This window comes from Bradyrhizobium canariense (genome assembly GCF_018130465.1).
Taxonomy (GTDB): Bacteria; Pseudomonadota; Alphaproteobacteria; order Rhizobiales; family Xanthobacteraceae; genus Bradyrhizobium; species Bradyrhizobium canariense_C.
The window spans coordinates 184,043-203,667 of sequence record NZ_JAFCKJ010000011.1 but is presented as its reverse complement, the minus strand read 5'-3'; the positions used below and the strand labels follow the sequence as shown (position 1 = coordinate 203,667).

The 19,625-nt window shown below is 65.5% G+C and carries 16 protein-coding genes; 6 read left to right on the top strand and 10 right to left on the bottom strand.

Going from position 1 to position 19,625, the window contains the following annotated elements; all coding sequences use genetic code 11:
- Positions 1–3: 3 nt before the first annotated feature.
- The 4 genes from JQ591_RS26330 to JQ591_RS26315 form a co-directional block, all read right to left on the bottom strand.
- Positions 4–537: a DUF4142 domain-containing protein gene (locus JQ591_RS26330; RefSeq protein WP_211398916.1), complete on the bottom strand. Its 534-nt coding sequence runs from the start codon at positions 535–537 to the stop codon at positions 4–6.
- 91 nt (positions 538–628) lie between these two features.
- Entirely contained in the window at positions 629–1,363 is a 735-nt protein-coding gene (locus JQ591_RS26325) for an RNA polymerase sigma factor (protein ID WP_211398915.1), read from the bottom strand.
- Between the two features lie 87 nt (positions 1,364–1,450).
- Positions 1,451–2,329, bottom strand: a complete 879-nt coding sequence (locus JQ591_RS26320) for a sulfurtransferase (RefSeq protein ID WP_211398914.1) — start codon at positions 2,327–2,329, stop codon at positions 1,451–1,453.
- A gap of 177 nt (positions 2,330–2,506) precedes the next feature.
- Positions 2,507–3,841 (bottom strand): dihydroorotase, encoded by a 1,335-nt coding sequence (locus JQ591_RS26315; protein ID WP_211398913.1) that lies wholly within the window; start codon positions 3,839–3,841, stop codon positions 2,507–2,509.
- A 101-nt stretch (positions 3,842–3,942) separates the two neighbouring features.
- Between JQ591_RS26315 and JQ591_RS26310 the strand changes: the two genes are divergently transcribed.
- The 6 genes from JQ591_RS26310 (at position 3,943) to JQ591_RS26285 (ending at position 10,435) form a co-directional block, all read left to right on the top strand.
- Positions 3,943–4,824, top strand: a complete 882-nt coding sequence (locus tag JQ591_RS26310; protein WP_211398912.1) for a YgfZ/GcvT domain-containing protein — start codon at positions 3,943–3,945, stop codon at positions 4,822–4,824.
- A complete protein-coding gene (locus tag JQ591_RS26305) occupies positions 4,821–5,447 on the top strand; it encodes a DNA-3-methyladenine glycosylase I (RefSeq protein ID WP_211398911.1) in 627 nt (208 codons plus the stop codon). The genes JQ591_RS26310 and JQ591_RS26305 overlap by 4 nt, the downstream gene beginning before the upstream one ends.
- Positions 5,444–6,058 (top strand): YfbR-like 5'-deoxynucleotidase, encoded by a 615-nt coding sequence (locus tag JQ591_RS26300; RefSeq protein WP_211398910.1) that lies wholly within the window; start codon positions 5,444–5,446, stop codon positions 6,056–6,058. The genes JQ591_RS26305 and JQ591_RS26300 overlap by 4 nt, the downstream gene beginning before the upstream one ends.
- 134 nt (positions 6,059–6,192) lie before the next feature.
- On the top strand, positions 6,193–6,699 hold the full coding sequence (locus JQ591_RS26295) for a tyrosine phosphatase family protein (RefSeq protein WP_211398942.1): 507 nt from the start codon (positions 6,193–6,195) through the stop codon (positions 6,697–6,699).
- Positions 6,700–6,718: 19 nt separating this feature from the next.
- Complete coding sequence (locus JQ591_RS26290; RefSeq protein WP_211398909.1) at positions 6,719–7,687, top strand: NUDIX hydrolase; 969 nt, start codon at positions 6,719–6,721, stop codon at positions 7,685–7,687.
- A 51-nt stretch (positions 7,688–7,738) separates the two neighbouring features.
- Positions 7,739–10,435, top strand: a complete 2,697-nt coding sequence (locus JQ591_RS26285) for a DUF2339 domain-containing protein (protein WP_211398908.1) — start codon at positions 7,739–7,741, stop codon at positions 10,433–10,435.
- A gap of 3 nt (positions 10,436–10,438) precedes the next feature.
- Here the strand turns inward: JQ591_RS26285 and JQ591_RS26280 are convergent, their stop codons facing one another.
- From JQ591_RS26280 to JQ591_RS26255, 6 genes are all read right to left on the bottom strand, one after another.
- Positions 10,439–12,127, bottom strand: coding sequence for a methyl-accepting chemotaxis protein (locus JQ591_RS26280; RefSeq protein ID WP_211398907.1), 1,689 nt, complete (start codon positions 12,125–12,127; stop codon positions 10,439–10,441).
- A gap of 284 nt (positions 12,128–12,411) precedes the next feature.
- A complete protein-coding gene (locus JQ591_RS26275; protein ID WP_211398906.1) occupies positions 12,412–14,382 on the bottom strand; it encodes a methyl-accepting chemotaxis protein in 1,971 nt (656 codons plus the stop codon).
- 192 nt (positions 14,383–14,574) lie between these two features.
- Positions 14,575–16,317 carry a methyl-accepting chemotaxis protein gene (locus JQ591_RS26270; protein WP_211398905.1) on the bottom strand — a complete coding sequence of 581 codons (1,743 nt, stop codon included), beginning with the start codon at positions 16,315–16,317 and terminating at the stop codon, positions 14,575–14,577.
- A 287-nt stretch (positions 16,318–16,604) separates the two neighbouring features.
- Entirely contained in the window at positions 16,605–18,338 is a 1,734-nt protein-coding gene (locus tag JQ591_RS26265) for a methyl-accepting chemotaxis protein (RefSeq protein WP_211398904.1), read from the bottom strand.
- A 265-nt stretch (positions 18,339–18,603) separates the two neighbouring features.
- Complete coding sequence (locus tag JQ591_RS26260; protein WP_211398903.1) at positions 18,604–18,855, bottom strand: DUF6894 family protein; 252 nt, start codon at positions 18,853–18,855, stop codon at positions 18,604–18,606.
- A gap of 165 nt (positions 18,856–19,020) precedes the next feature.
- The gene (locus JQ591_RS26255) at positions 19,021–19,620 is read right to left on the bottom strand and encodes a hypothetical protein (protein ID WP_211398902.1); all 600 of its coding nucleotides are present in this window, start codon (positions 19,618–19,620) and stop codon (positions 19,021–19,023) included.
- Positions 19,621–19,625 lie beyond the last annotated feature (5 nt).

Here is a 19,625-nt window from a genome sequence, read left to right as displayed (position 1 = left end):
TCCCTATTTCAGCTCCGCCGCGACGTGCTCGGCGTGCTGCTGGTGCCCCTGGAAGATCTTCAGGCCGGTCTGCAGCAGGCTCTTCAGCTCGGCGTTGCCAGCGGACGGAATCAGCTGGGTTTCCAGCGCGCCGTTGACCGCCTTGTGATAGGCGACCTCGTTCGCGACATAGGCCTTGTCGAAGGCTGCACCGTCCAGCTTGTCGAGCTCGGCCAGCTTGTCGCTCGCCTGCTTCGACAGCGCCTTGCTGGTGTCGTTGTCTTCAGGCGTGACGTTCAGCTTCTTGACCAGCGCCAGCGCCTGCTTGTTGACGGCCTCGTGGTCGCGCAGCATGTCCTCGGCAAATGCCTTTACGTCCTTGTTCCTGGCCTTCTTCTGCGCCTGCTTGGCTGCGTTGATGTCGATCACGCCCGCGGTGTAGGCGATGTGGGCGATCTGCGGATCGGTCGGCTTGTCGGCTGCTCTGGCGCCTTGCAGCAGCGCGGGGCTCGACAACAAGATTGCTGCGGCGATCGCCGCGCTCCAACGAACGAACATGGTTTGACACTCCTGTGCTGCCGGACGTTTTGCCGGCGCGTTGCTTCACAGGCGTTGGATGGGACTATCGCGCAAACGTTCCCGAAAAACTTCAGCCGCCGATGCCGAGCCGCTTCAGCACTGACACGGTCAGCCGCTCGCAACGCCACCCGGCGAACGGGAACGCATCTAGCACCAGCGGACCGATCTCCTTCTCGACGTTCTCACGCAGCATGGTACGCGCACGGTGCAGCCGCGTCTTCACCGTCTCGGGCTTGACCCCCAGCAGCTCGGCGGTCTCCTCGATGTTCATTCCTTCCATGACGCGTGCGACGAAGACCATCCGGAAGACGTCCGGCAATTCATCGATGGCGCGCTCGACGACGCGCTGGATTTCACGTTGGGCCATGGTCCTTTCCGGATCGCCTGCGGAAGAAACGGGAAATTTTATGATCTGCGCATCGAGCATCGCTTCGGGCACCGAGCCGAGCTCGACATGCGGCCTGGCGCTTCGCGCCCGGCCAAGCGCCTCGTTGATGGCGATGCGCGACAGCCAGGTCGACAGTCCGGACTCGCCGCGGAACCCGTCGAGATGGGTGAAGGCGCGGACATAGGTTTCCTGAACCACATCCTCGGCTTCGCTGTCGCTGCGCAGGATTCCGCGCGCCAGACGATAGAGCCTGCGGTTGTTGGCCTGCATGATCTCGCGCAGCGCGGCCTCGTCACGGCCCCGCGCCCGGTCGACCAGTTCGGCTTCCAATGTCCTGATTTCTGAAGTCCTGACTTCTGAAGTTTTGACTTTTGAAGTCTTGGCGCCGGCGGACAGGCCGGCTGCGGTCCGTGGCATGGCGGTCACCTGCTCGTTTGGCTTCGTTCCGGACATTGGATGCAGACTGGCGATAAAGGTTCCGGACTTTTCTTGTCCTCCGGGTGGTTAGACCGCCTCATCCGTCTCGATCGGGAGCGCCGGATCCCTCGCCCACTCGCCCATCGAGGCGTCGTAGAGCGTCAGCTTGTCGTAGCCGAGCTGCGTCAGCAGCAGCAGGTCGATCGTCGCCGAGATGCCGCCACCACAATAGCAGATCACATTCTTGTCGCGGGTGACGCCTGCCGCGACGAATTTGGCTTCGGCATCGGCGAGCGTCGTCAGCGTCTTGTCGACATTGGTGAGGGTTGCCGCGGGAACGTTGACGCTACCGGGAACGCGGCCGGGCCGGCCGTAGCGGCTCGGCTCGAGGCCGCGATGAAATTGTGGACCGAGCGCGTTGACGATTGCCGTCGCGGGATCGCCGAGCCGCGCCTTCACTGCATTCTTGTCGACGAACAAGCCCGCGCGCGGTGTGGCCTTGAAGGTCGTGGCGGGATAGCCCTTCGGGGCGCCTGTTACGATCAGCCGTCCCTCTTCCTTCCATTTGTCGAGGCCACCGTCGAGTACCCGCGCGTCGACGCCGAGCGAGCGCAGCATCCACCAGAACCGCGTCGACCACATCATGGTGCCGATACTGTAGAGCACAATGGACTTGGACGCATCGAGCCCGTGGCGGCCGAAGGCGGCCTCTAACTGGGCCACATCAGGCATCATGAAGAACTGCTGCGCGGAGGCGTCGGAGAACTCGCCTTGCAGGTCGAGAAAATCGGCACCCGGGATGTGACCGGCCGCGAAGGTCTTGTCACCGGGCACCGCGCGATAGGGCACGTCGCTGCCTGGTGGCACCGGCTCGTTGTAGGTTGTGCAGTCGTAGAGGCGCAGGTTGGGATCGCCGAGCTGGGCTGCGAGTTGCTCGGTGGTGATGAGGGGTGTCGGTTGGGGCATGCATTCCTCCCTCAGCGTCGTCCTGGCGAAAGCCAGGACCCATTACCACAGGATCAAGTTGTGGCGCACACGTGTAGCCACCAATCTTCGCACAAGATGCAGTCGGGGTAATGGGTCCTGGCTTTCGCCAGGACGACACCGGAAGTGCGGAACGCTTGTGCCGCTTACCTGCAATCCCTATTGCTTCAACGTCTCCAGAAACTGCACCGGCTCACCTTGCGAGGCCGTCACGAGTTCGCCTTGCCACATCACGCGGCGGCCGCGGATGAAGGTGCCGACGGGCCAGCCCGTGACGCGGACGCCGTCATAGGGGGTCCAGCCGGCCTTGGACGCGACCCATTTGTTGGTGATGGTCTCGCTGCGCTTGAGATCGACGACGGTGAAGTCGGCGTCGTAGCCAGCGGCGATGCGGCCCTTGCAGGCCATATTGTAGAGGCGCGCGGGGCCGGCACTGGTGAGATCGACGAACCTTGCCAGCGACAGGCGGCCGGCATTGACGTGATCGAGCATGAGCGGCACCAGCGTCTGCACGCCGGTCATTCCGGAGGGCGAGGCCGGATAGGTCTTCTGCTTCTCTTCCAGCGTATGCGGGGCATGATCGGAGCCGAGCACGTCGATGATGCCCTGCTCGATGCCGCGCCAGATCCCGGCGCGGTGATCGGCGCCGCGCACCGGCGGGTTCATCTGCGCCAGCGTTCCGAGCCGCTCGTAGCATTCGGGCGCAACGAGCGTGAGATGATGCGGCGTCGCCTCGCAGGACGCGACGTCCTTGTGGTCGCGCAAAAATTCGATCTCTTCCTTGGTCGAGATGTGCAGCACGTGGATGCGCTTGCCCGTCTCGTGCGCGAGCTTGACCAGGCGCTGCGTCGCCATCAGCGCCGCGGTCTCGTCGCGCCACACCGGGTGCGAGCGCGGATCACCCTCGATGCGCAGCGATTTGCGGTCGTTGAGGCGATATTCGTCCTCGGCGTGGAACGCGGCGCGGCGACGGATCACCTGGAAGATGCGGCGCAGGCTTTCGTCGTCCTCCACCAGGAGCGCGCCGGTCGAGGAGCCGATGAAGACCTTGACGCCGGCGCAACCCGGCGCACGCTCCAGCACCGGCAGGTCCTGCACGTTCTCGCGGGTGCCGCCGATGAAAAAGGCGAAGTCGCAATGCATGCGGTGATGGGCGCGCGTCACCTTGTCGGTGAAGGTGGCCTCCGTCACGGTCAATGGCGAGGTGTTCGGCATCTCGAACACGGCGGTGACGCCGCCCATCACGGCGCTGCGCGAGCCGGTCTCGAGGTCTTCCTTCTGCTCCAGCCCGGGCTCGCGGAAATGCACCTGCGTGTCCATCACGCCGGGCAGGATGTGCAGGCCCTTGCAGTCGATCACCTCTGCGGCGGAAGCCTGCGACAGCGCGCCGATTTCGGCGATGCGGCCATTGGCGATACCGATGTCGCGCAGGCTCTCGCCGTCCTGGTTGACGACGGTGCCCCCTTTGAGGATCACATCGAAAAGCTGGGTCATGGCTGAAGGCCTCTTTCATCCCCAAGCGCAGGGCTCAAGGTCTTGTCGTTTAATCCTTGCGGGCTTACGTTCCGCAGCAACATGTCGCAAGAGATTTTCGCATGAAATCAGCGTTTCTTCCGGACCGGGGCGTGGTCAAGGTCGCGGGCGAGGATGCGCGCAACTTCCTCAATGGCCTCGTCACGACCGATGTCGACAAGCTGAAGCCGGGCCTGGGCCGATTCGGCGCGCTGCTGACGCCGCAGGGCAAGATCATTGTGGATTTCCTGATCACGGAAGCACCTGCCGGCCATGGCGGCGGGTTCCTGATCGATTGCCCGAAGCCGCTTGCCGACGGCCTCGCCACCAAGCTGAAATTCTACAAGCTGCGCGCCAAGGTCACGGTGGAAAACCTGACCGACAATCTCGGCGTGCTCGCGGCCTGGGACGGCAAGCCCGCGGCCCAGCCCGACCTCGCCTTCGCCGATCCGCGCAATGAGGACCTCGGCTACCGCATCCTGATCCCCGAGGATCTCAAACAGAAGCTCTCCGATCTCATCGGCGCCGAGCTCGTCGACGCCGCCGCATACGAGGCCCACCGCATCGCGCTCGGCGTCCCGCGCGGCGGGCTCGACTTCGTGTACAGCGATGCGTTCCCGCACGAGACCAACATGGACCGCCTTTCCGGCGTCGATTTCGACAAGGGCTGCTATGTCGGCCAGGAGGTCGTCTCGCGCATGCAGCATCGCGGCACCGCGCGCACCCGCAGCGTCAAGGTGCTGCTCGATGACTTCTCGCCGGAGGCCGGCGTCAGCGTCATGGCCGGCGACAAGTCGGTCGGCACGATGGGCTCGTCGGCGCAGGGCAAGGGCATCGCGCTGGTTCGCATCGACCGCGTCGCCGATGCGCTTGACGCGGGACAGGCGCTGACTGCCGGTGGCCTCGCTGTGAGCCTCGCGGAACCTGACGTGGTCCGCATTCCTGCCAAGCAGCCCATCGCATGAGCCGAGCCCCTCGCCTGCATCCCGACGGAAAGACGCGCTGTCCCTGGCCCGGCGAAGATCCGCTCTACGTCGCCTATCACGACACCGAATGGGGCGTGCCGGAATATGACGACCGCGCGCTCTATGAGAAGCTGATCCTCGACGGTTTCCAGGCCGGCCTGTCCTGGATCACGATCCTGCGCAAGCGCGACAATTTCCGCAAAGCCTTCGACGATTTCCAGCCGGAGAAGATCGCCCGCTACAACGAGAAGAAAGTTCACGCGCTGATGAACGATGCCGGCATCGTGCGCAACAAGGCCAAGATCGACGGCGCGATATCAAGCGCGAAATCCTATCTCGATATCATGGAGAAGGGCCCCGGCTTCTCGAAATTGCTGTGGGACTTCATGGACGGACGGCCCAAGGTCAATCATTTCAAGACCACCGCGAGCGTACCGGCCTCGACGCCGCTCTCAATGCAGGTCTCCAAGGAGCTGGCCTCGCGCGGCTTCAAGTTCGTCGGCCCGACCATCGTCTATGCCTTCATGGAGGCGACCGGCATGGTCAACGATCATCTCGTCGACTGCCATTGTCACGCGGGCTGCGGCAAGACGCAGCGCAAGCCGCGCCTCAAGTCCAAATGACGGCCAAGAAGTCGTCACGCGATGTGGCATCCCGCGCCTGGCAGCGCATGCTGTCGGGCCGGCGGCTCGATTTGCTCGATCCCTCCCCGCTCGATATCGAGATCGCCGACATCGCGCACGGGCTGGCGCGGGTGGCGCGCTGGAACGGCCAGACCACCGGCGCGCATATCTTCTCTGTTGCACAGCACACGCTGCTGGTTGAGACCGTGATGCGGCACGAGAACCCGCGCGTGGACCAGCGCATGCGGCTTGCCGCGCTGCTGCACGATGCGCCTGAATATGTGATCGGCGACATGATCTCGCCGTTCAAGGCGGTTCTGGACGGCCATTACAAGGCGGTCGAGAAGCGTCTGCTCGGCGCAATCCACATCCGCTTTGGCCTGCCGCCGGTGCTGCCGGAGGAGATCACGCTGGCGATCAAGGCCGCCGATCGCGGCGCGGCCTATCTGGAGGCGACCGCGCTTGCCGGATTCAGCGAAAGCGAGGCCAGGCGCCTGTTCGGCAAGGATCCCGGCCTCTCCGACAGCGTCCGGCGCGACTATCTCACCCCCTGGACGGCGGCCCGGGCCGAAAAGCAGTTTCTGGAGCGGTTTGGCGCGGTGTTTGCGTAGGTCCTGCAGGGTCGGCAAGGGCACCCTTGCGCCGTGCCCGCCCATTTTTCGCAAACGAGACGAAAGTGGTGAGTACGCTTCGCTTTGCCCACCCCACCAACGCTCGCTATAATCTGCCGAAAAGGTCCGCCGCCATGATCCACGTCTGCTCTCTCGCCGCCCTTGCCGAAACCGTCCGCCTCACCAAGGCCAGCCATGTGCTGACCGTGATGGCCAATGTCGAACAGGTGGAGCGACCGGTGTCGGTGCTGCCGGCCAACCATCTCAAGGTGTCGATGGACGACATCATCGAGGAGATGGACGGGTTTGTCGCGCCTTCGGAAATGCATATCGATCAGGTGCTGAACTTCGTGCGCGGCTGGGACCGCGGCGCGCCGCTGGTGGTGCATTGCTATGCCGGCATCAGCCGTTCCACCGCGAGCGCCTTTGCCGCCGTGTGCGCACTCAATCCGGATCGCGACGAGACCGAGATCGCGAAGAAGATCCGGGCCGCTTCCCCGATCGCCTCGCCGAACCGCCGCATCGTCGGCCTTGCCGACCGTGCGCTGGGGCGCAACGGCCGCATGCTGCGCGCACTCGACGAGATGGGCCCCGGCGCGATGACGGTCGAGGGCCGCCCCTTCGTGATCGAGCTCGAATGACAGTTGCGATCGCCATCGCATGAGCGAAAAGCTGCTGACGCCGATCGAGATCGGCCTGACTGCCGCGATCGTCGCGATCGAGGATCACGAGCCGCAGATCCTCACCGCGCGCGACAGTGACGGACTGGCCGGCCTGCCGTTCGGCCCGTTCGATGCGCCGAGCCATCGCACCTTCGAGATCGGCCTGCGGGCCTGGGTCGAGGAACAGACCGGCCTGCGGCTCGGCTATGTCGAACAGCTCTACACGTTTGGCGATCGCGGCCGGCATGCCGAGGCCGGCGATACCGGCGCGCACATGGTGTCGATCGGTTATCTCGCACTGACGCGCGCCGTCGGCGGCGAACTGGCGGCCACGAGTGCGAGCTTCGCGCCGTGGTACCACTTCCTGCCCTGGGAAGACTGGCGCGAGGGGCCGCCCGCGATCATCGCGCGCGACATCATCCCGGCATTGACCGAGTGGGCGGAAGAGGAGACGCCGGAGACGACGCGCGCATTGCCGCGCCGGGATCGCGTGCGGTTCTATTTCGGTCTCGACGGCGCGACTTGGGACGAGGAGCGCGTGCTCGACCGCTACGAGCTCCTGTACGAGGCCGGGCTGATCGAGGAAGCGCGGCGCGACGGCCGCCCTGCGGCATTAGCGCGCAAGGCGCTGCCCGCGCTCGGCACATCCATGCGCTTCGACCACCGCCGGATTCTTGCGACAGCGATCGCGCGGCTGCGTGCAAAACTGAAGTATCGTCCTGTGGTCTTTGAACTTTTGCCCGCCGAGTTCACACTCACCGAATTGCAGCACACGGTGGAGGCGATCTCCGGCCGGCACCTGCACAAACAAAATTTCCGCCGCCTGGTCGAAATGGAAGCCCTGGTCGAACCGACCGGGGTGATGTCGACACAGACGGGCGGACGTCCGGCGGCGCTGTACCGCTTCCGTCGCGACGTGCTCCAGGAGCGGCCCGCGCCGGGCTTGCGCGTACGCTCCCGGCGCTAGATCCTAGGATTTGCGTGATCGGCCCCTGCCCGCCGGTTGCCTGGAGGCTTCATGTACGACGGCTCGTTTGACGTTTTCGCGCTGATCATTGCGATCATCGCCTTCCTGATCGCGATCAAGGCCTCCAACCAGTCGGCCGAGCTGCGCCGGCGGCTGAGCTCGCTCGAAGAGATGTTTTCCGCACAACGGCACGTGCAGCCGCCGCCGCTGATGCCCGCGCCGGTGCGGGCCGAAACGCCCGCAACGACTTCCGCACCGCCGCCGCCGCTTGTGCCCGAAGCCGAGGCGCCGCCCCCGCTCGTCACCGAAGATGTTTCACCGCCCCCGCTCGAAGCGAGCACCGAGGCCGATGCGCCGCCGCTGCCCGCGCCCGCACCCGGCTTCGAGGAACGGCTCGGCACGCGCTGGGTGGTGTGGATCGGCGGCCTTGCGCTCGCGCTCGGCGGCTTCTTCATGGTGCGCTATTCGATCGAGGCCGGCCTCCTTGGCCCCGGCGTGCGCGTGTTCCTTGGCGGCGTGTTCGCGCTGGCGCTGCTTGGCGCCGGCGAGTGGTCACGGCGCAAGGAGAGCATCTCCAACATCGCCGCGCTTCCGATCGCCAACATTCCCGCGATCCTCACCGCGGCCGGCACGGCGGTGGCGTTTGCGACCATCTACGCGGCTTACGCGCTCTATGGTTTCCTGGTGCCCGCGACCGCCTTCGTGCTGCTCGGCCTCGTCGCGCTGGGCACGCTGGCCGCAGCGCTCCTGCACGGGCCCGCGCTCGCGGGCCTCGGCGTGGTCGGCGCCTTCGTGACGCCAATCCTCGTCTCCAGCGACAAGCCGGACTATTGGGCGCTCTACATCTATCTCGCCATCGTCACCGCCGCGAGCTTCGGCCTTGCCCGCATCCGGCTGTGGCGCTGGCTTGCGGTCACCACAATCGCCTTCGCGGTGCTCTGGATCTTCCCGGGTCTCGATGCCGGCGACTTGCAGGTCGCGCCGCACGCTTTCCATGTGATCGCAGGCTTCGTTCTTGCCGCTCTTCTCGTCGTCTGCGGCATCATGTTCGGCCCGACCATCGAGGACGGTGAGATCGAGCCGGTCTCGTCAGGCTCGCTCGGTGCCTATCTGTTCGGCGCGATGCTGATCGTGCTGTCGAGCGCGCATGCGGACCTGGCGCTGATCGCCTTCACGCTGCTCGTCGGCGCGACGCTGCTTGTCGCCTGGCGCGCGCCGGCCGCCACCGGCGCGCTCGGCGCCGCCGCCGCGACCGTCTTCATCGTGTTCGCCGAATGGGCCGTGCGCGCCAATCCGGACATGCTGGTGCTGCCGGGCGGCCCCATGGCCGGCATCGCGCCGACAGCGATCGACAGCGCGGTGACGCTGCATCTGGCGATGGCGGCGATGTTCGCCGCCGGCTTCGGCATCGCGGGCTTCCTCGCGCAAGGCCGTTCGAACTCGGCGATCATTCCGGTGGTGTGGTCGGTCGCGGGTGTCGCGACGCCGATCGCGATCCTGGTCGCGCTCTACGCGCGCATCGCGCACCTCGACCGCTCGATCCCGTTCGCCATTCTCGCGGTGCTGCTCGCCGCCGCCTTTGGCGCTGCCACCGAAGCCCTTGCGCGCCGCGAGACGCGGCCGGGCGCCATGATCTCCACTGCCTTGTTCGCGACCGGCACGCTGGGTGCGCTGGCGCTGGCGCTGACGTTTGCGCTGGAGAAGGGCTGGCTCACGATCGCACTGGCGCTGATGTCGCTCGGCACCGCCTGGATCTCGATGCAGCGGCCGATCCCGTTCCTGCGCTGGCTGGCCGCCGTCTTCGCAGGCATCGTCACCGCGCGGATCGGCTATGATCCACGCATCGTCGGCGACGCCGTCGGAACCACGCCGATCTTCAACTGGCTGTTGTGGGGCTACGGCCTGCCGGCGGCATCGTTCTGGGCGGCGAGCCTGTTCCTGCGCCGCCGCGGCGACGACGCCCCGCTGCGCATGGTCGAGAGCGCCGCGATCCTGTTCACCGCGCTGCTCGCCTTCATGGAGATCCGGCATTTTGCGACCGGCGGCGGCATGACGTCGGCACCGTCGCTGCTCGAATGCGCGCTGCAAGTCTGCGTCACGCTCGCCATGGCGATCGGGCTGGAGCGTCTGCGGCTGCGCAGCCGCAGCGTCGTGCACAATGTCGGCGCGGTCGTGCTCACGGCGATCGCCGGGGTCGTCAGCGTGTTCGGCCTGCTGATCCTGGAGAACCCGCTGCTGTGGCGCGCCGACGTCGGCGGCGCCGTGTTCAACCTGGTGCTGCTCGGCTATGCGCTTCCGGCGGTGCTGATGCTGCTGCTGTCCTATGCCGTGGCTGGCGAACGCGGCAAGGCCTACGCCAACACGATTGCGGGCGGCGCGCTGCTGTTCGCGCTTACCTATGTCACGCTGGAGATCCGCCGCTTCTACCACGGCCCGATCCTCTCCACCGGGGTGACGACGGGCGCCGAGCAGTACACCTATTCGATCGGCTGGCTCGGCTTCGGCGTGGTGCTGCTCGGCGTCGGCGTCCTCGTCAATTCCGAGCGGGCGCGGCTGGCGTCGGCCGGCGTGATCGCGCTGACGATCCTGAAGGCCTTCGTCATCGACATGTCGACGCTGACGGGCGTCTACCGCGCGCTGTCGTTCATGTGCCTCGGCATCGTGCTGGTCGCGATCGGCTGGCTCTACCAGCGTATCCTGTTCCGGCGGCAGGTCGCACCGCCGCCGGCTCCGCAGACGAGCACGTGAGGATCAGGCCGCGCGAACCGATTCCAGGAATTGCGCGACCTCGACCTTGAGACGGGTGCTGTCCGTCGCCAGCGATTTCGCCGCCGACAGCACCTCGTTCGAGGCCTCGCCGGTCTCGATCGCACCGCGCTGCACGTCGGTGATGTTCGACGAGACCTCCTGCGTGCCGACCGAGGCCTGCTGCACGTTCCGCGAGATTTCCTGCGTGGCCGCGCCCTGCTCTTCGACGGCGGCGGCGATGGCCGCAGCCACCTCGGACAGCCTCTCGATGGTGCCGCCGATTTCCTGGATGGCACTGACCGATTCCTGCGTCGCCGCCTGGATGCCCGCCACCTGCGCCCCGATCTCACCGGTCGCTTTCGCAGTCTGCTCCGCCAGCGCCTTGACCTCGGAGGCGACGACCGCGAAGCCGCGGCCCGCTTCGCCGGCACGCGCGGCCTCGATGGTCGCGTTCAGCGCCAGCAGATTGGTCTGGCCCGCGATGGTGTTGATGAGCTCGACGACGTCGCCGATGCGGGACGCCGCCTGCGACAGCGCGTTGACGCGGTCGTTGGTCCGCGTCGCCTGCTCGACGGCCTCCGCGGCCATTCGCGCTGAATCCTGCACGCGCCGGCTGATCTCGGTGATGGAGGACGACAGCTCCTCCGAAGCGGATGCCACCGCCTGGACGTTGGTCGAGGCTTCCTCGGAGGCGGCTGCGACGACGGTCGCGAGTTCCTGTCCGCGCTGCGCAGTGTTGGTCAGCGTCGACGCGGAGGCCTCGAGCTCGGTCGAGGCCGAGGAGACGGTGCCGACGACCTCGCCGATCATGGCTTCGAATTTGCGGGTAATGGCGTCGACGCGGCGGCCACGTTCGATCTTGGCTTCGGCGTCGCGCGCAGCGGCCTCGTCGGCGCCCTTCTTGGCGATCAGCGCCTCCTTGAAGATCTGGAGCGCATCCGCCATCGAGCCGATCTCGGTCCGCTCGCCGCGATGCGGCACCTCGGCCGAAAGGTCGCCCTCGCCGAGCGACTGCATCGGGCGGATGATTGAGGCAATGCCACGAGAAACGTCGCGCACGAGATAATAGGCGGCACCGATCGCGATCACGACCGAGAACACGATGATGCCGACCAGCACGCGGAAGATCATGGCGTAACTGTCGGCGGCCTGCTTCGTCTCCAGCTCGGCGCCCCGGTTGTTGAGCTCAATGCCCTTCTGGAGCAGGGGGTCGGCGGCCTGGGCCATCTTCGCGACCTTGGTCTGCAATAACTCGTTGGCGTCGGCCGGGAAACGTCCAACGCCCTTGCGCGACAGCGCCATCACGTCCTGCACGCCGTTCAGATACTCACCCCACGCCTTGGTCCATTGCCCGTAAAGCGAGCGCTCCTCGGCGGTGGTGATCAGCGGCTCATAGACCTTGCGGGTCTGGTCGATGCGCTCGCGCAGCGAGGCGAGGCGCTTCTCGGCGGCGTCCTTACCCTCAACGGTGTCCTGCATCAGATGCAGGCGAAGCGCGACGCGCAGCTCGTTGATGTCCGCGCGAAGCGAGCCGAGCGCGCGCACGCTGGGCAGCCAGCTCTCCGCGATCTCGACCGTGTGGGAATTGATGTTCTGCATGGTGCCGATCGCCGTCACGCCGACACCGGCGAGCGAAAGAACGAGGACAGACAGCACGGCCAGAAGCTTGAAGACGATCGACAGTTTCGACATCACGACAAATCCCGATGATACCTAGCAACGCGCAAATCACCTGCGCCGCGATCGCCATGACGATGGCGAGACGGAGGTCAGTTCAACAATGCTGGCTGGTTCTTATCCCGTGAGATTGCGCCCATAGTTGCAAACAGGCGTTAACAGGAACCTACGTAAAACTACGGGACGGCCCTGACAGTCATTATTTCTCCTGCAACCATCTGTTGCAGCTGCCCAGCCACCTCATACTGCGACGCGAGCGAGACCGCTTGCGCCGCAACATACGAGCGAGGCGGCCGCGGTCACGCCGCCCGCACCGACTCCAGGAAGCGCGCGACCTCGCTCTTCAGCCGATTGCTCTCCTGCGAGAGCGATTGCGCTGCCGAATGCACCTGCGCCGAGGCAGCCCCGGTTTCGCCTGCGCCGCGCTGGACGTCGCCGATATTCGCCGAGACTTCGGAGGTGCCGTGCGCGGCGTGCTGGATGTTGCGGGAGATCTCCTGCGTGGCGGCGCCCTGCTCCTCGACCGCGGCGGCGATGGTCGACGAAATCTCCGACATCCGCGCGATGGTGTCGCCGATCTCCTTGATCGCTCCGACCGAGTCTTGCGTCGCGCTCTGGATCGCACCGATGTGCTGGCCGATCTCGCCCGTGGCTTTCGCGGTCTGCTCGGCGAGCGCCTTCACTTCGGTCGCGACTACGGCAAAGCCCTTGCCGGCTTCGCCCGCCCGCGCCGCCTCGATCGTCGCGTTGAGCGCCAGCAAATTGGTCTGGCTGGCGATGGTGTTGATCAGCTCGACCACGTCGCCAATGCGGGAGGCGGCCCTGCTCAGCTCGGCGACGCGCGCATTGGTGCGCTGGGCCTGCCCGACCGCAACGTCGGCGACACGCGCCGATTCCTGCACCTGACGGCTGATCTCGGAGATCGAGCAGGTCATTTCCTCACTCGCGGAAGACACCGACTGCACATTGGCGGAGGCCTCTTCGGAGGCGGTCGCCACGGCGGTGGCAAGCCCGTTGCCGCGCTCGGCGGCCTGCGTCAGCGTGTTCGAGGAGGCCTCGAGCTCGGTTGCCGCCGACGACACGGTTTCGATGATCTCGCCGACCGCGCCTTCGAAATTGTCTGCGAGCCGTTGCATGTCGGCCTTGCGCTGCTGGCGCCCGCGCGCCTCAGCTTCGACCTGCTCGGTGCGCAGCCGCTCGGCCTCCGCCATGCTGGTCCTGAACACCTCGACGGCACCGGCCATCTCGCCGATCTCGTCCCTGCGTCCGATGCCGGGAACGGAAATCGAAAGCTCGCCGCGCGCAAGCCGCGTCATCGCACCGACCATGCCGGCAAGCGCCTTCGAGATCGAACGTCCCAGAAGGAAGCCGACCGCAGCGAGCACGACGACGGTGACGCCGAAAGCGACCATCATCCACAGACGTACGGCATCACGGGTCGCGGCCTCGGCGGCATCAGCGCGCTTGTGCATGGCCTCGACGGCGCTCCGCGCCTCCGCCATGACGGGCTCGAGCTCGCGAAACGTCTTCATCATGCTGGCATCGAGGGCCGCAGTTTGCTGCGCGGTCTCCGCCCAGGAAGCGAACTCGGACTGGTATTTCTGCAGCTTGGCCGTGATGTCGTTCATCACCGCCATAGGGACTGCGACGACCTCTATCGCCTTGGAGAATTCGGCTGCGGCCTTCTTCATCTCGACAGTGTATTTTTGATCGCGCCGCAGCATGAAGTCCTTCTCGTGCCGGCGCATCATCAGCATCCAGCTCGTGGTCCTGGGATCGTCGATCTCCTTGAGCTTGGCCTCGATGTCGTGCACCGCGGCGCGGAGCGAGCCGGACAGGCCCAGCGTCTCGTTCAGGCCGAGCCGGGTCTCCGCGGCCACCAATTTGCCGAAGTCCGACGCGTATCGCTTGAAGCCGTCCTGGGCCTGCTTCATCCGGTCGGACAGCGCACTCATGCCGCCGGCCGCCATCAGCCGCTCGACCTCGTCGAAATCGCGATTGATCGGGCCGATCAATTCGGCATGCGCCTTGGCGTAGCTCTCGTTGCGGCGCTGCTGAAAGTTCTTCTCATTGCGGCGGGCCTCCAGCATCTCGATCGAGAGCTGCTTTTCCAGATCGGCGATCGCACGAGCCCGGTTGGCAACTTCGCGGGACGTGTCCTGGGAGAGGCTGCCGATCTCATAGATCGCGCCGAAGGCGACCAGACCGACCAGGCCGAACAGTCCGATCGCCATAACCTTGTGGGTCAGACGGATGGAAAGGCCGCTCATGAATGTGCTCCAAACGATCGATACGCAATACAAGGAGGGCGACTCGGCACCCGGAATATTGCGGAGATCATGACTGCATCGGTTTTCCGGAAGGTTAACCGTGCGGCTCTTCGCGCTGCGGAACGCATGCGAACCACCGTGCGTCTTCGCGCGATGGTTGCAGTCGGCGGATGATTGATGGAGGCGGCCGGGTCAGGCGGCGCGCACGGTGCCGAGGAACTTGCCGACCTCAAGCTTGAGGCGGTTGCTGTCGCCGGACAATGACTGCGCGGCTGCCAGCACCTGCGACGATGCCGAGCCGGTCTCGCTCGCGCCGCGCTGCACGTCGGTGATGTTGGACGACACCTGATGGGTGCCTTCCGCGGCTTGCTGCACGTTGCGGGAAATCTCCTGCGTCGCCGCGCCCTGCTCCTCGACGGCCGCCGCGATGGCCGAGGAGATCTCCGACAGTTTCTCGATGGTGTTGCTGATGTCCCTGATGGCACCGACCGAATGCTCGGTCGCGCTCTGGATGCCGGCGATCTGCTGGCCGATCTCACCGGTCGCCTTCGCGGTCTGCTCGGCCAGCGCCTTGACCTCGGAAGCGACCACCGCGAAGCCGCGGCCGGCCTCGCCGGCACGTGCCGCCTCGATGGTCGCATTGAGCGCCAGCAGGTTGGTCTGGCCCGCGATGGTGTTGATCAGCTCGACCACGTCGCCGATCCGCGTCGCGGCCTTCGACAGTTCGCTGACGCGCTCAGTCGTGGTGCGCGCTTGGCCGACGGCCTCGCTTGCCACACGCGCGGATTCCTGCACTTGCCTGCTGATCTCCGTAATCGAAGACGACAGCTCTTCCGTTGCCGACGCCACCGACTGCACGTTGGTCGAGGCTTCCTCCGAGGCTGCTGCAACCACGGTCGTGAGCTGTTGCGTGCGCTCGGCGGTCGAGGTGAGCGTCGTGGCCGACGCTTCGAGCTCGGTCGAGGCCGACGACACCGTTCCGACGATCTCGCCGACGGCGCCTTCGAAACTGTCGGCAAGCTTGCGCATCTCGGTCTTGCGCTGCTCGGCCGCGATCTGGTCCTGCCGCATCTTGGCTTCCGCTTCCTCGCGCGCCTTCTGCTCGGATACGGTCTTGAATTTTTCGACGGCACCGGCAACGCCGCCGACCTCGTCCTTGCGGCCGAGGCCCGGCAGCACCACGGCGAAGTCGCCGCCGGCGAGCTTCTCCATCGCGGCGGTCAGCGCGCGCATGGGACGGGCAATGCTGAAGATCGAGAAGACGCAGGCGCCGATCAGGACGAGCGCGACCAGCACGCCTGCGATGAATGACGTCCGCGCAACGGACGCAGCCTCTGCTTCCGCAGCCGTGCGCGCCTCTGCACTCTTCTGCTTGGCGAAGTTGGTGATCTCGTCTGCAAGTCCCGATATTTCCGCGTTGATCGGAGCCAAACTCTCCTTGCGGATGCGGTCGACCTCAGCGGTCAGCTTTGCCAATTGCGTCGCCGCTTCGCCGTCCTTCTTCGACTCGAGCGCGAGCTCCTGCTTGCGGATCGCCTCGATCTGCTGCTCGCCCTTCTGGAAGTTGCCGATCAACACTGTCAGCCGGTCGATACGCTTGTGGTTCTCCGGCGATTGCGAGAGCCTTGCCATTTCACCGGAGAACTTCAGGGCCGCCGTCTGCCGGTCGTTGAAATAGCTGGCGGCCTTCTGCATCTCGGTCGGCGAGCTCGACGTCAGGATGTCGCGAATCCCGATCTGCATCCCCCGCACCGACGCCTTCGCTTCCGCGGCGTTTTGCGCGATCGCCTGCTGTCCTGATGCTCCATTGCTGAGCTTCTGGACCTCGGCACCTCCGCTCATCTGGAGGAGGATCATCAGCGCGACGAGCGCGATGGTCAGCGCCGAGGTGATGGCGAGCTTGGTGCCAATTCGCAGATTCTGAATGAACATCATCGAAAACATCCTCGGGATACGCAATGCCGCGACGAAGCGCGTGAACAGCCGGGAGACTAGTCTGCGAACTTTCCATTAACGTTAAGTGCGAGGCGACACGGCTTAGGTAGAAATACTGAATATGCCGCTTAAACTGCGGATTCCCGCAACCATCCCGCGCAATCGAAACACACCTCGCGAATTCGCGGAGGTGACGTGGTTGACGTCGATCCTTTGCGCGGACGCAGCATCGCTTCGCAGACGGAGTCGATCTCGCGTTCGGCTTGCAACTGCGCGCGATGCCGCTGTCAGGCGGCGCGCACGGTGTCGAGGAATTTGCCGACCTCGAGCTTGAGGCGGTTGCTGTCGCCGGATAGCGACTGCGCCGCCGCCAGCACCTGCGAGGACGCCGATCCGGTCTCGCCCGCGCCGCGCTGCACGTCGGTGATGTTGGACGAGACCTGATGGGTGCCTTCCGCCGCCTGCTGCACGTTGCGGGAAATCTCCTGCGTCGCCGCGCCCTGCTCCTCGACGGCCGCCGCGATCGTGGACGATATCTCGGACAGCTTTTCGATGGTGTTGCTGATGGCGCTGATGGCGCTGACCGAGTCCTGCGTCGCTGCCTGAATGCCGGAAATCTGCTGGCCGATCTCGCCGGTCGCCTTCGCGGTCTGCTCGGCGAGCGCCTTGACCTCGGAAGCCACCACGGCAAAGCCGCGGCCGGCCTCACCGGCGCGCGCCGCCTCGATGGTGGCATTGAGCGCCAGGAGGTTGGTCTGGCCGGCGATGGTGTTGATCAACTCGACGACGTCGCCAATGCGAGCCGCCGCCTTGGACAACTCGCCGACACGGTCGGTCGTGGTTCGGGCCTGGGTTACCGCCTCGCTCGCGACCCGCGCCGATTCCTGCACCTGTCGGCTGATCTCGGTGATCGAAGATGACAGCTCTTCCGTTGCAGAGGCAACCGACTGCACGTTGGTCGAGGCCTCCTCGGAGGCCGCAGCCACCATCGTCGTCAACTCCTGTGCACGCTCCGCCGTCGAGGTCAGCGTCGAGGCCGAGGCTTCGAGCTCCGTCGCGGCGGAGGAGACGGTATCGACGATCTCGCCAACGGCGGCTTCGAACCCGTTTGCGAGCTTGTGCATCTCCGCCTTGCGTTGCGCGGCTGCGGCCTGGTCCTGCCTGATCTTGGCCTCGGCTTCCTCGCGCGCCTTTTGCTCGGATACGATCTTGAATTTCTCGACGGCTGCGGCGACGCCGCCAACCTCGTCCCTGCGGCCGAGCCCGGGCAGCACCACGGAGAAATCGCCGCCGGCAAGCTTGTCCATGGCGACGGTGAGCGCGCTGATCGGCCGCGCGATGGTCAGGAAGGACATCAGCCACGAACCAATGAGGACGAGCACGGCGCACGCGCCAACTACCATGCCGAGACGCTCGCTCGCGGCCGTTTCCGCCGCCGCGACGCTGATCTCTTCGTCGCTTCTGTGCTTGGCGAAATCGGCTATCTCACTCGTCAACGTGTCGAGCTGTGCGGCGATCGGCAGCGTCACCTCACGGGCCAGGCGCGCGCCTTCCTCGGAAATCTTGGCGGCGCGGGCCGGATCCGTAGCCGCCAGGGCGAGGGCCTCGCTGCGAACAGAGGCGCTCTGCAGCGCGCCCTTCGCATAGTCCGCAGACAAGCTCTTGAGCTTTTCCATACGCGCGCGATTTTCCGCGGAGTGCGTCAGCTTGAGCATGGCATCGACGGCGCCGTTCAGCGATTTCGACCGCTCGGCCAGAGCCTCGCTCGCTTTTTGCAATTCACTCGGATTGTTGGCGAGACGGATATCTCGAGTGGCCAGCTGCATGCCGCGCACCAAAAGCTTGGCTTCCATCGCGTCCCGCGCCAGCTCCTGTTGTCCGAAGGCGGCCTGGTTGGAACGGCGGATATTGCCGTTGCCGCTGATCTGGCCCGCGATCATGGCGACGACAAGAACAATGCCGAACGCCGAAGCGATCGCCAGTTTGGTACCGATCCGCAAATTCTGAACGAGGCTCAACATGGGGGCACGCTTTCCTGAGAAATGCACAGCCAAATCATTGTCGGCCGCCCTGGCGTTGATCGCCCTTGCCCAAAAAGTAAGCGACAGCCATTCCAATCCGGTTAACAACGACTGCCGTGGAAATACGGGATCGGCGAGAAAACACCTTGAAATTCAGCACGGTACGCGCACTTAACAAGTTAATCACACGCAGTGATAGGAATGCCAGGCGATGCGCACGGTGCCGAGGATATCCGCCGCGATGGCCGCGCGCTCGCCCCGGAGATCAGTCGATGCGGTTGGGAAGCGGGTGGCTCTCGCCGACGAGACTGATACGAAAGACCGGCTTCTTGTTCTCGTCGAGCAGCTCCATGCGCCATTCGGCGTTCGGCTTCAGGCTGCGCGAGATGGCGCCGAGCAAATTGGCACAGACCTCGGTCATCTCGGTCCAGGCCGCGGCGCGATCCTCGAACTCATATGGCTGATCGGCAGCGCCGGAATAGCGGCCCGTGCTGATACGGAAGAAGTACAGCGACATCGTTGAAACCCTTTTATCGGGCCGCGCCCCCCGGCCGTACGCAAACTGGGACGCGAACAGCTACCAACGCATGAAAGCCGCCGTCCGTATGACTACGGCGCGGCGGCTTCGTGTTCGATGGCAGCTCTCAACGACAAAGTGCGCGGGCTGTCCTGCGCAGCCAACTCACTGGGTCGAGCGGCGCAGCTCCAGCGGAGCGTCGTTCCCAGCGGGCTCCGATTTGGCTTCCGGCTTCACCGGCTCGAGCCGGCTGCTCTCGACGCGCGGGGTCTCGACGCGCGCAGCGACTTCGGTGTTGGTCGCGCCGACCGAACCCGTGTGTTCCGAGGTGCGCAGCGAGCGCGGCCGTGCGGCGGCGCGCGCCATCAGCATCTGGTTGCCGCCCTGGTGATGGAAGTCGCAATAAGCGAAGCCCATCCCCGACACCGAGCCGCGGAAACTGCGATCGTCGGTCTTTTCGAGGTTGAAACAGGGCTCGAACGGAATGCCCTTGATCGAGGCGCAGACGTTCTGGCCGCGAATCTGAAGCGTGTTGCCGGGCAGGCGGAGATGTTTCACCGGACCTGCGCCGGAGAACTGCACGGCGCCGGCGGCGCCGAGGTCGTCCATGATGCGGCCCGCGCCGCGGGTGCCGTCAAAACAGGTGAAAGCAAACACCTTCCCGGCGACGAAGCGGCGCGCCTCGTCGGCGTTCATGCTTCCAGCAATGGCCGGCGCCAGCGTCGCTGCCGCCGTGACCGCCCCCAACACAATACGCGCAAGCATGCTCA

What these genes read in the sequence shown, in the direction of transcription:
- JQ591_RS26330 (WP_211398916.1), bottom strand. Translation starts at nt 537, where the DNA reads ATGTTCGTTCGTTGGAGCGCGGCGATCGCCGCAGCAATCTTGTTGTCG.
- JQ591_RS26325 (WP_211398915.1), bottom strand. Translation starts at nt 1,363, where the DNA reads ATGCCACGGACCGCAGCCGGCCTGTCCGCCGGCGCCAAGACTTCAAAA.
- JQ591_RS26320 (WP_211398914.1), bottom strand. Translation starts at nt 2,329, where the DNA reads ATGCCCCAACCGACACCCCTCATCACCACCGAGCAACTCGCAGCCCAG.
- JQ591_RS26315 (WP_211398913.1), bottom strand. Translation starts at nt 3,841, where the DNA reads ATGACCCAGCTTTTCGATGTGATCCTCAAAGGGGGCACCGTCGTCAAC.
- JQ591_RS26310 (WP_211398912.1), top strand. Translation starts at nt 3,943, where the DNA reads ATGAAATCAGCGTTTCTTCCGGACCGGGGCGTGGTCAAGGTCGCGGGC.
- JQ591_RS26305 (WP_211398911.1), top strand. Translation starts at nt 4,821, where the DNA reads ATGAGCCGAGCCCCTCGCCTGCATCCCGACGGAAAGACGCGCTGTCCC.
- JQ591_RS26300 (WP_211398910.1), top strand. Translation starts at nt 5,444, where the DNA reads ATGACGGCCAAGAAGTCGTCACGCGATGTGGCATCCCGCGCCTGGCAG.
- JQ591_RS26295 (WP_211398942.1), top strand. Translation starts at nt 6,193, where the DNA reads ATGATCCACGTCTGCTCTCTCGCCGCCCTTGCCGAAACCGTCCGCCTC.
- JQ591_RS26290 (WP_211398909.1), top strand. Translation starts at nt 6,719, where the DNA reads ATGAGCGAAAAGCTGCTGACGCCGATCGAGATCGGCCTGACTGCCGCG.
- JQ591_RS26285 (WP_211398908.1), top strand. Translation starts at nt 7,739, where the DNA reads ATGTACGACGGCTCGTTTGACGTTTTCGCGCTGATCATTGCGATCATC.
- JQ591_RS26280 (WP_211398907.1), bottom strand. Translation starts at nt 12,127, where the DNA reads ATGTCGAAACTGTCGATCGTCTTCAAGCTTCTGGCCGTGCTGTCTGTC.
- JQ591_RS26275 (WP_211398906.1), bottom strand. Translation starts at nt 14,382, where the DNA reads ATGAGCGGCCTTTCCATCCGTCTGACCCACAAGGTTATGGCGATCGGA.
- JQ591_RS26270 (WP_211398905.1), bottom strand. Translation starts at nt 16,317, where the DNA reads ATGATGTTCATTCAGAATCTGCGAATTGGCACCAAGCTCGCCATCACC.
- JQ591_RS26265 (WP_211398904.1), bottom strand. Translation starts at nt 18,338, where the DNA reads ATGTTGAGCCTCGTTCAGAATTTGCGGATCGGTACCAAACTGGCGATC.
- JQ591_RS26260 (WP_211398903.1), bottom strand. Translation starts at nt 18,855, where the DNA reads ATGTCGCTGTACTTCTTCCGTATCAGCACGGGCCGCTATTCCGGCGCT.
- JQ591_RS26255 (WP_211398902.1), bottom strand. Translation starts at nt 19,620, where the DNA reads ATGCTTGCGCGTATTGTGTTGGGGGCGGTCACGGCGGCAGCGACGCTG.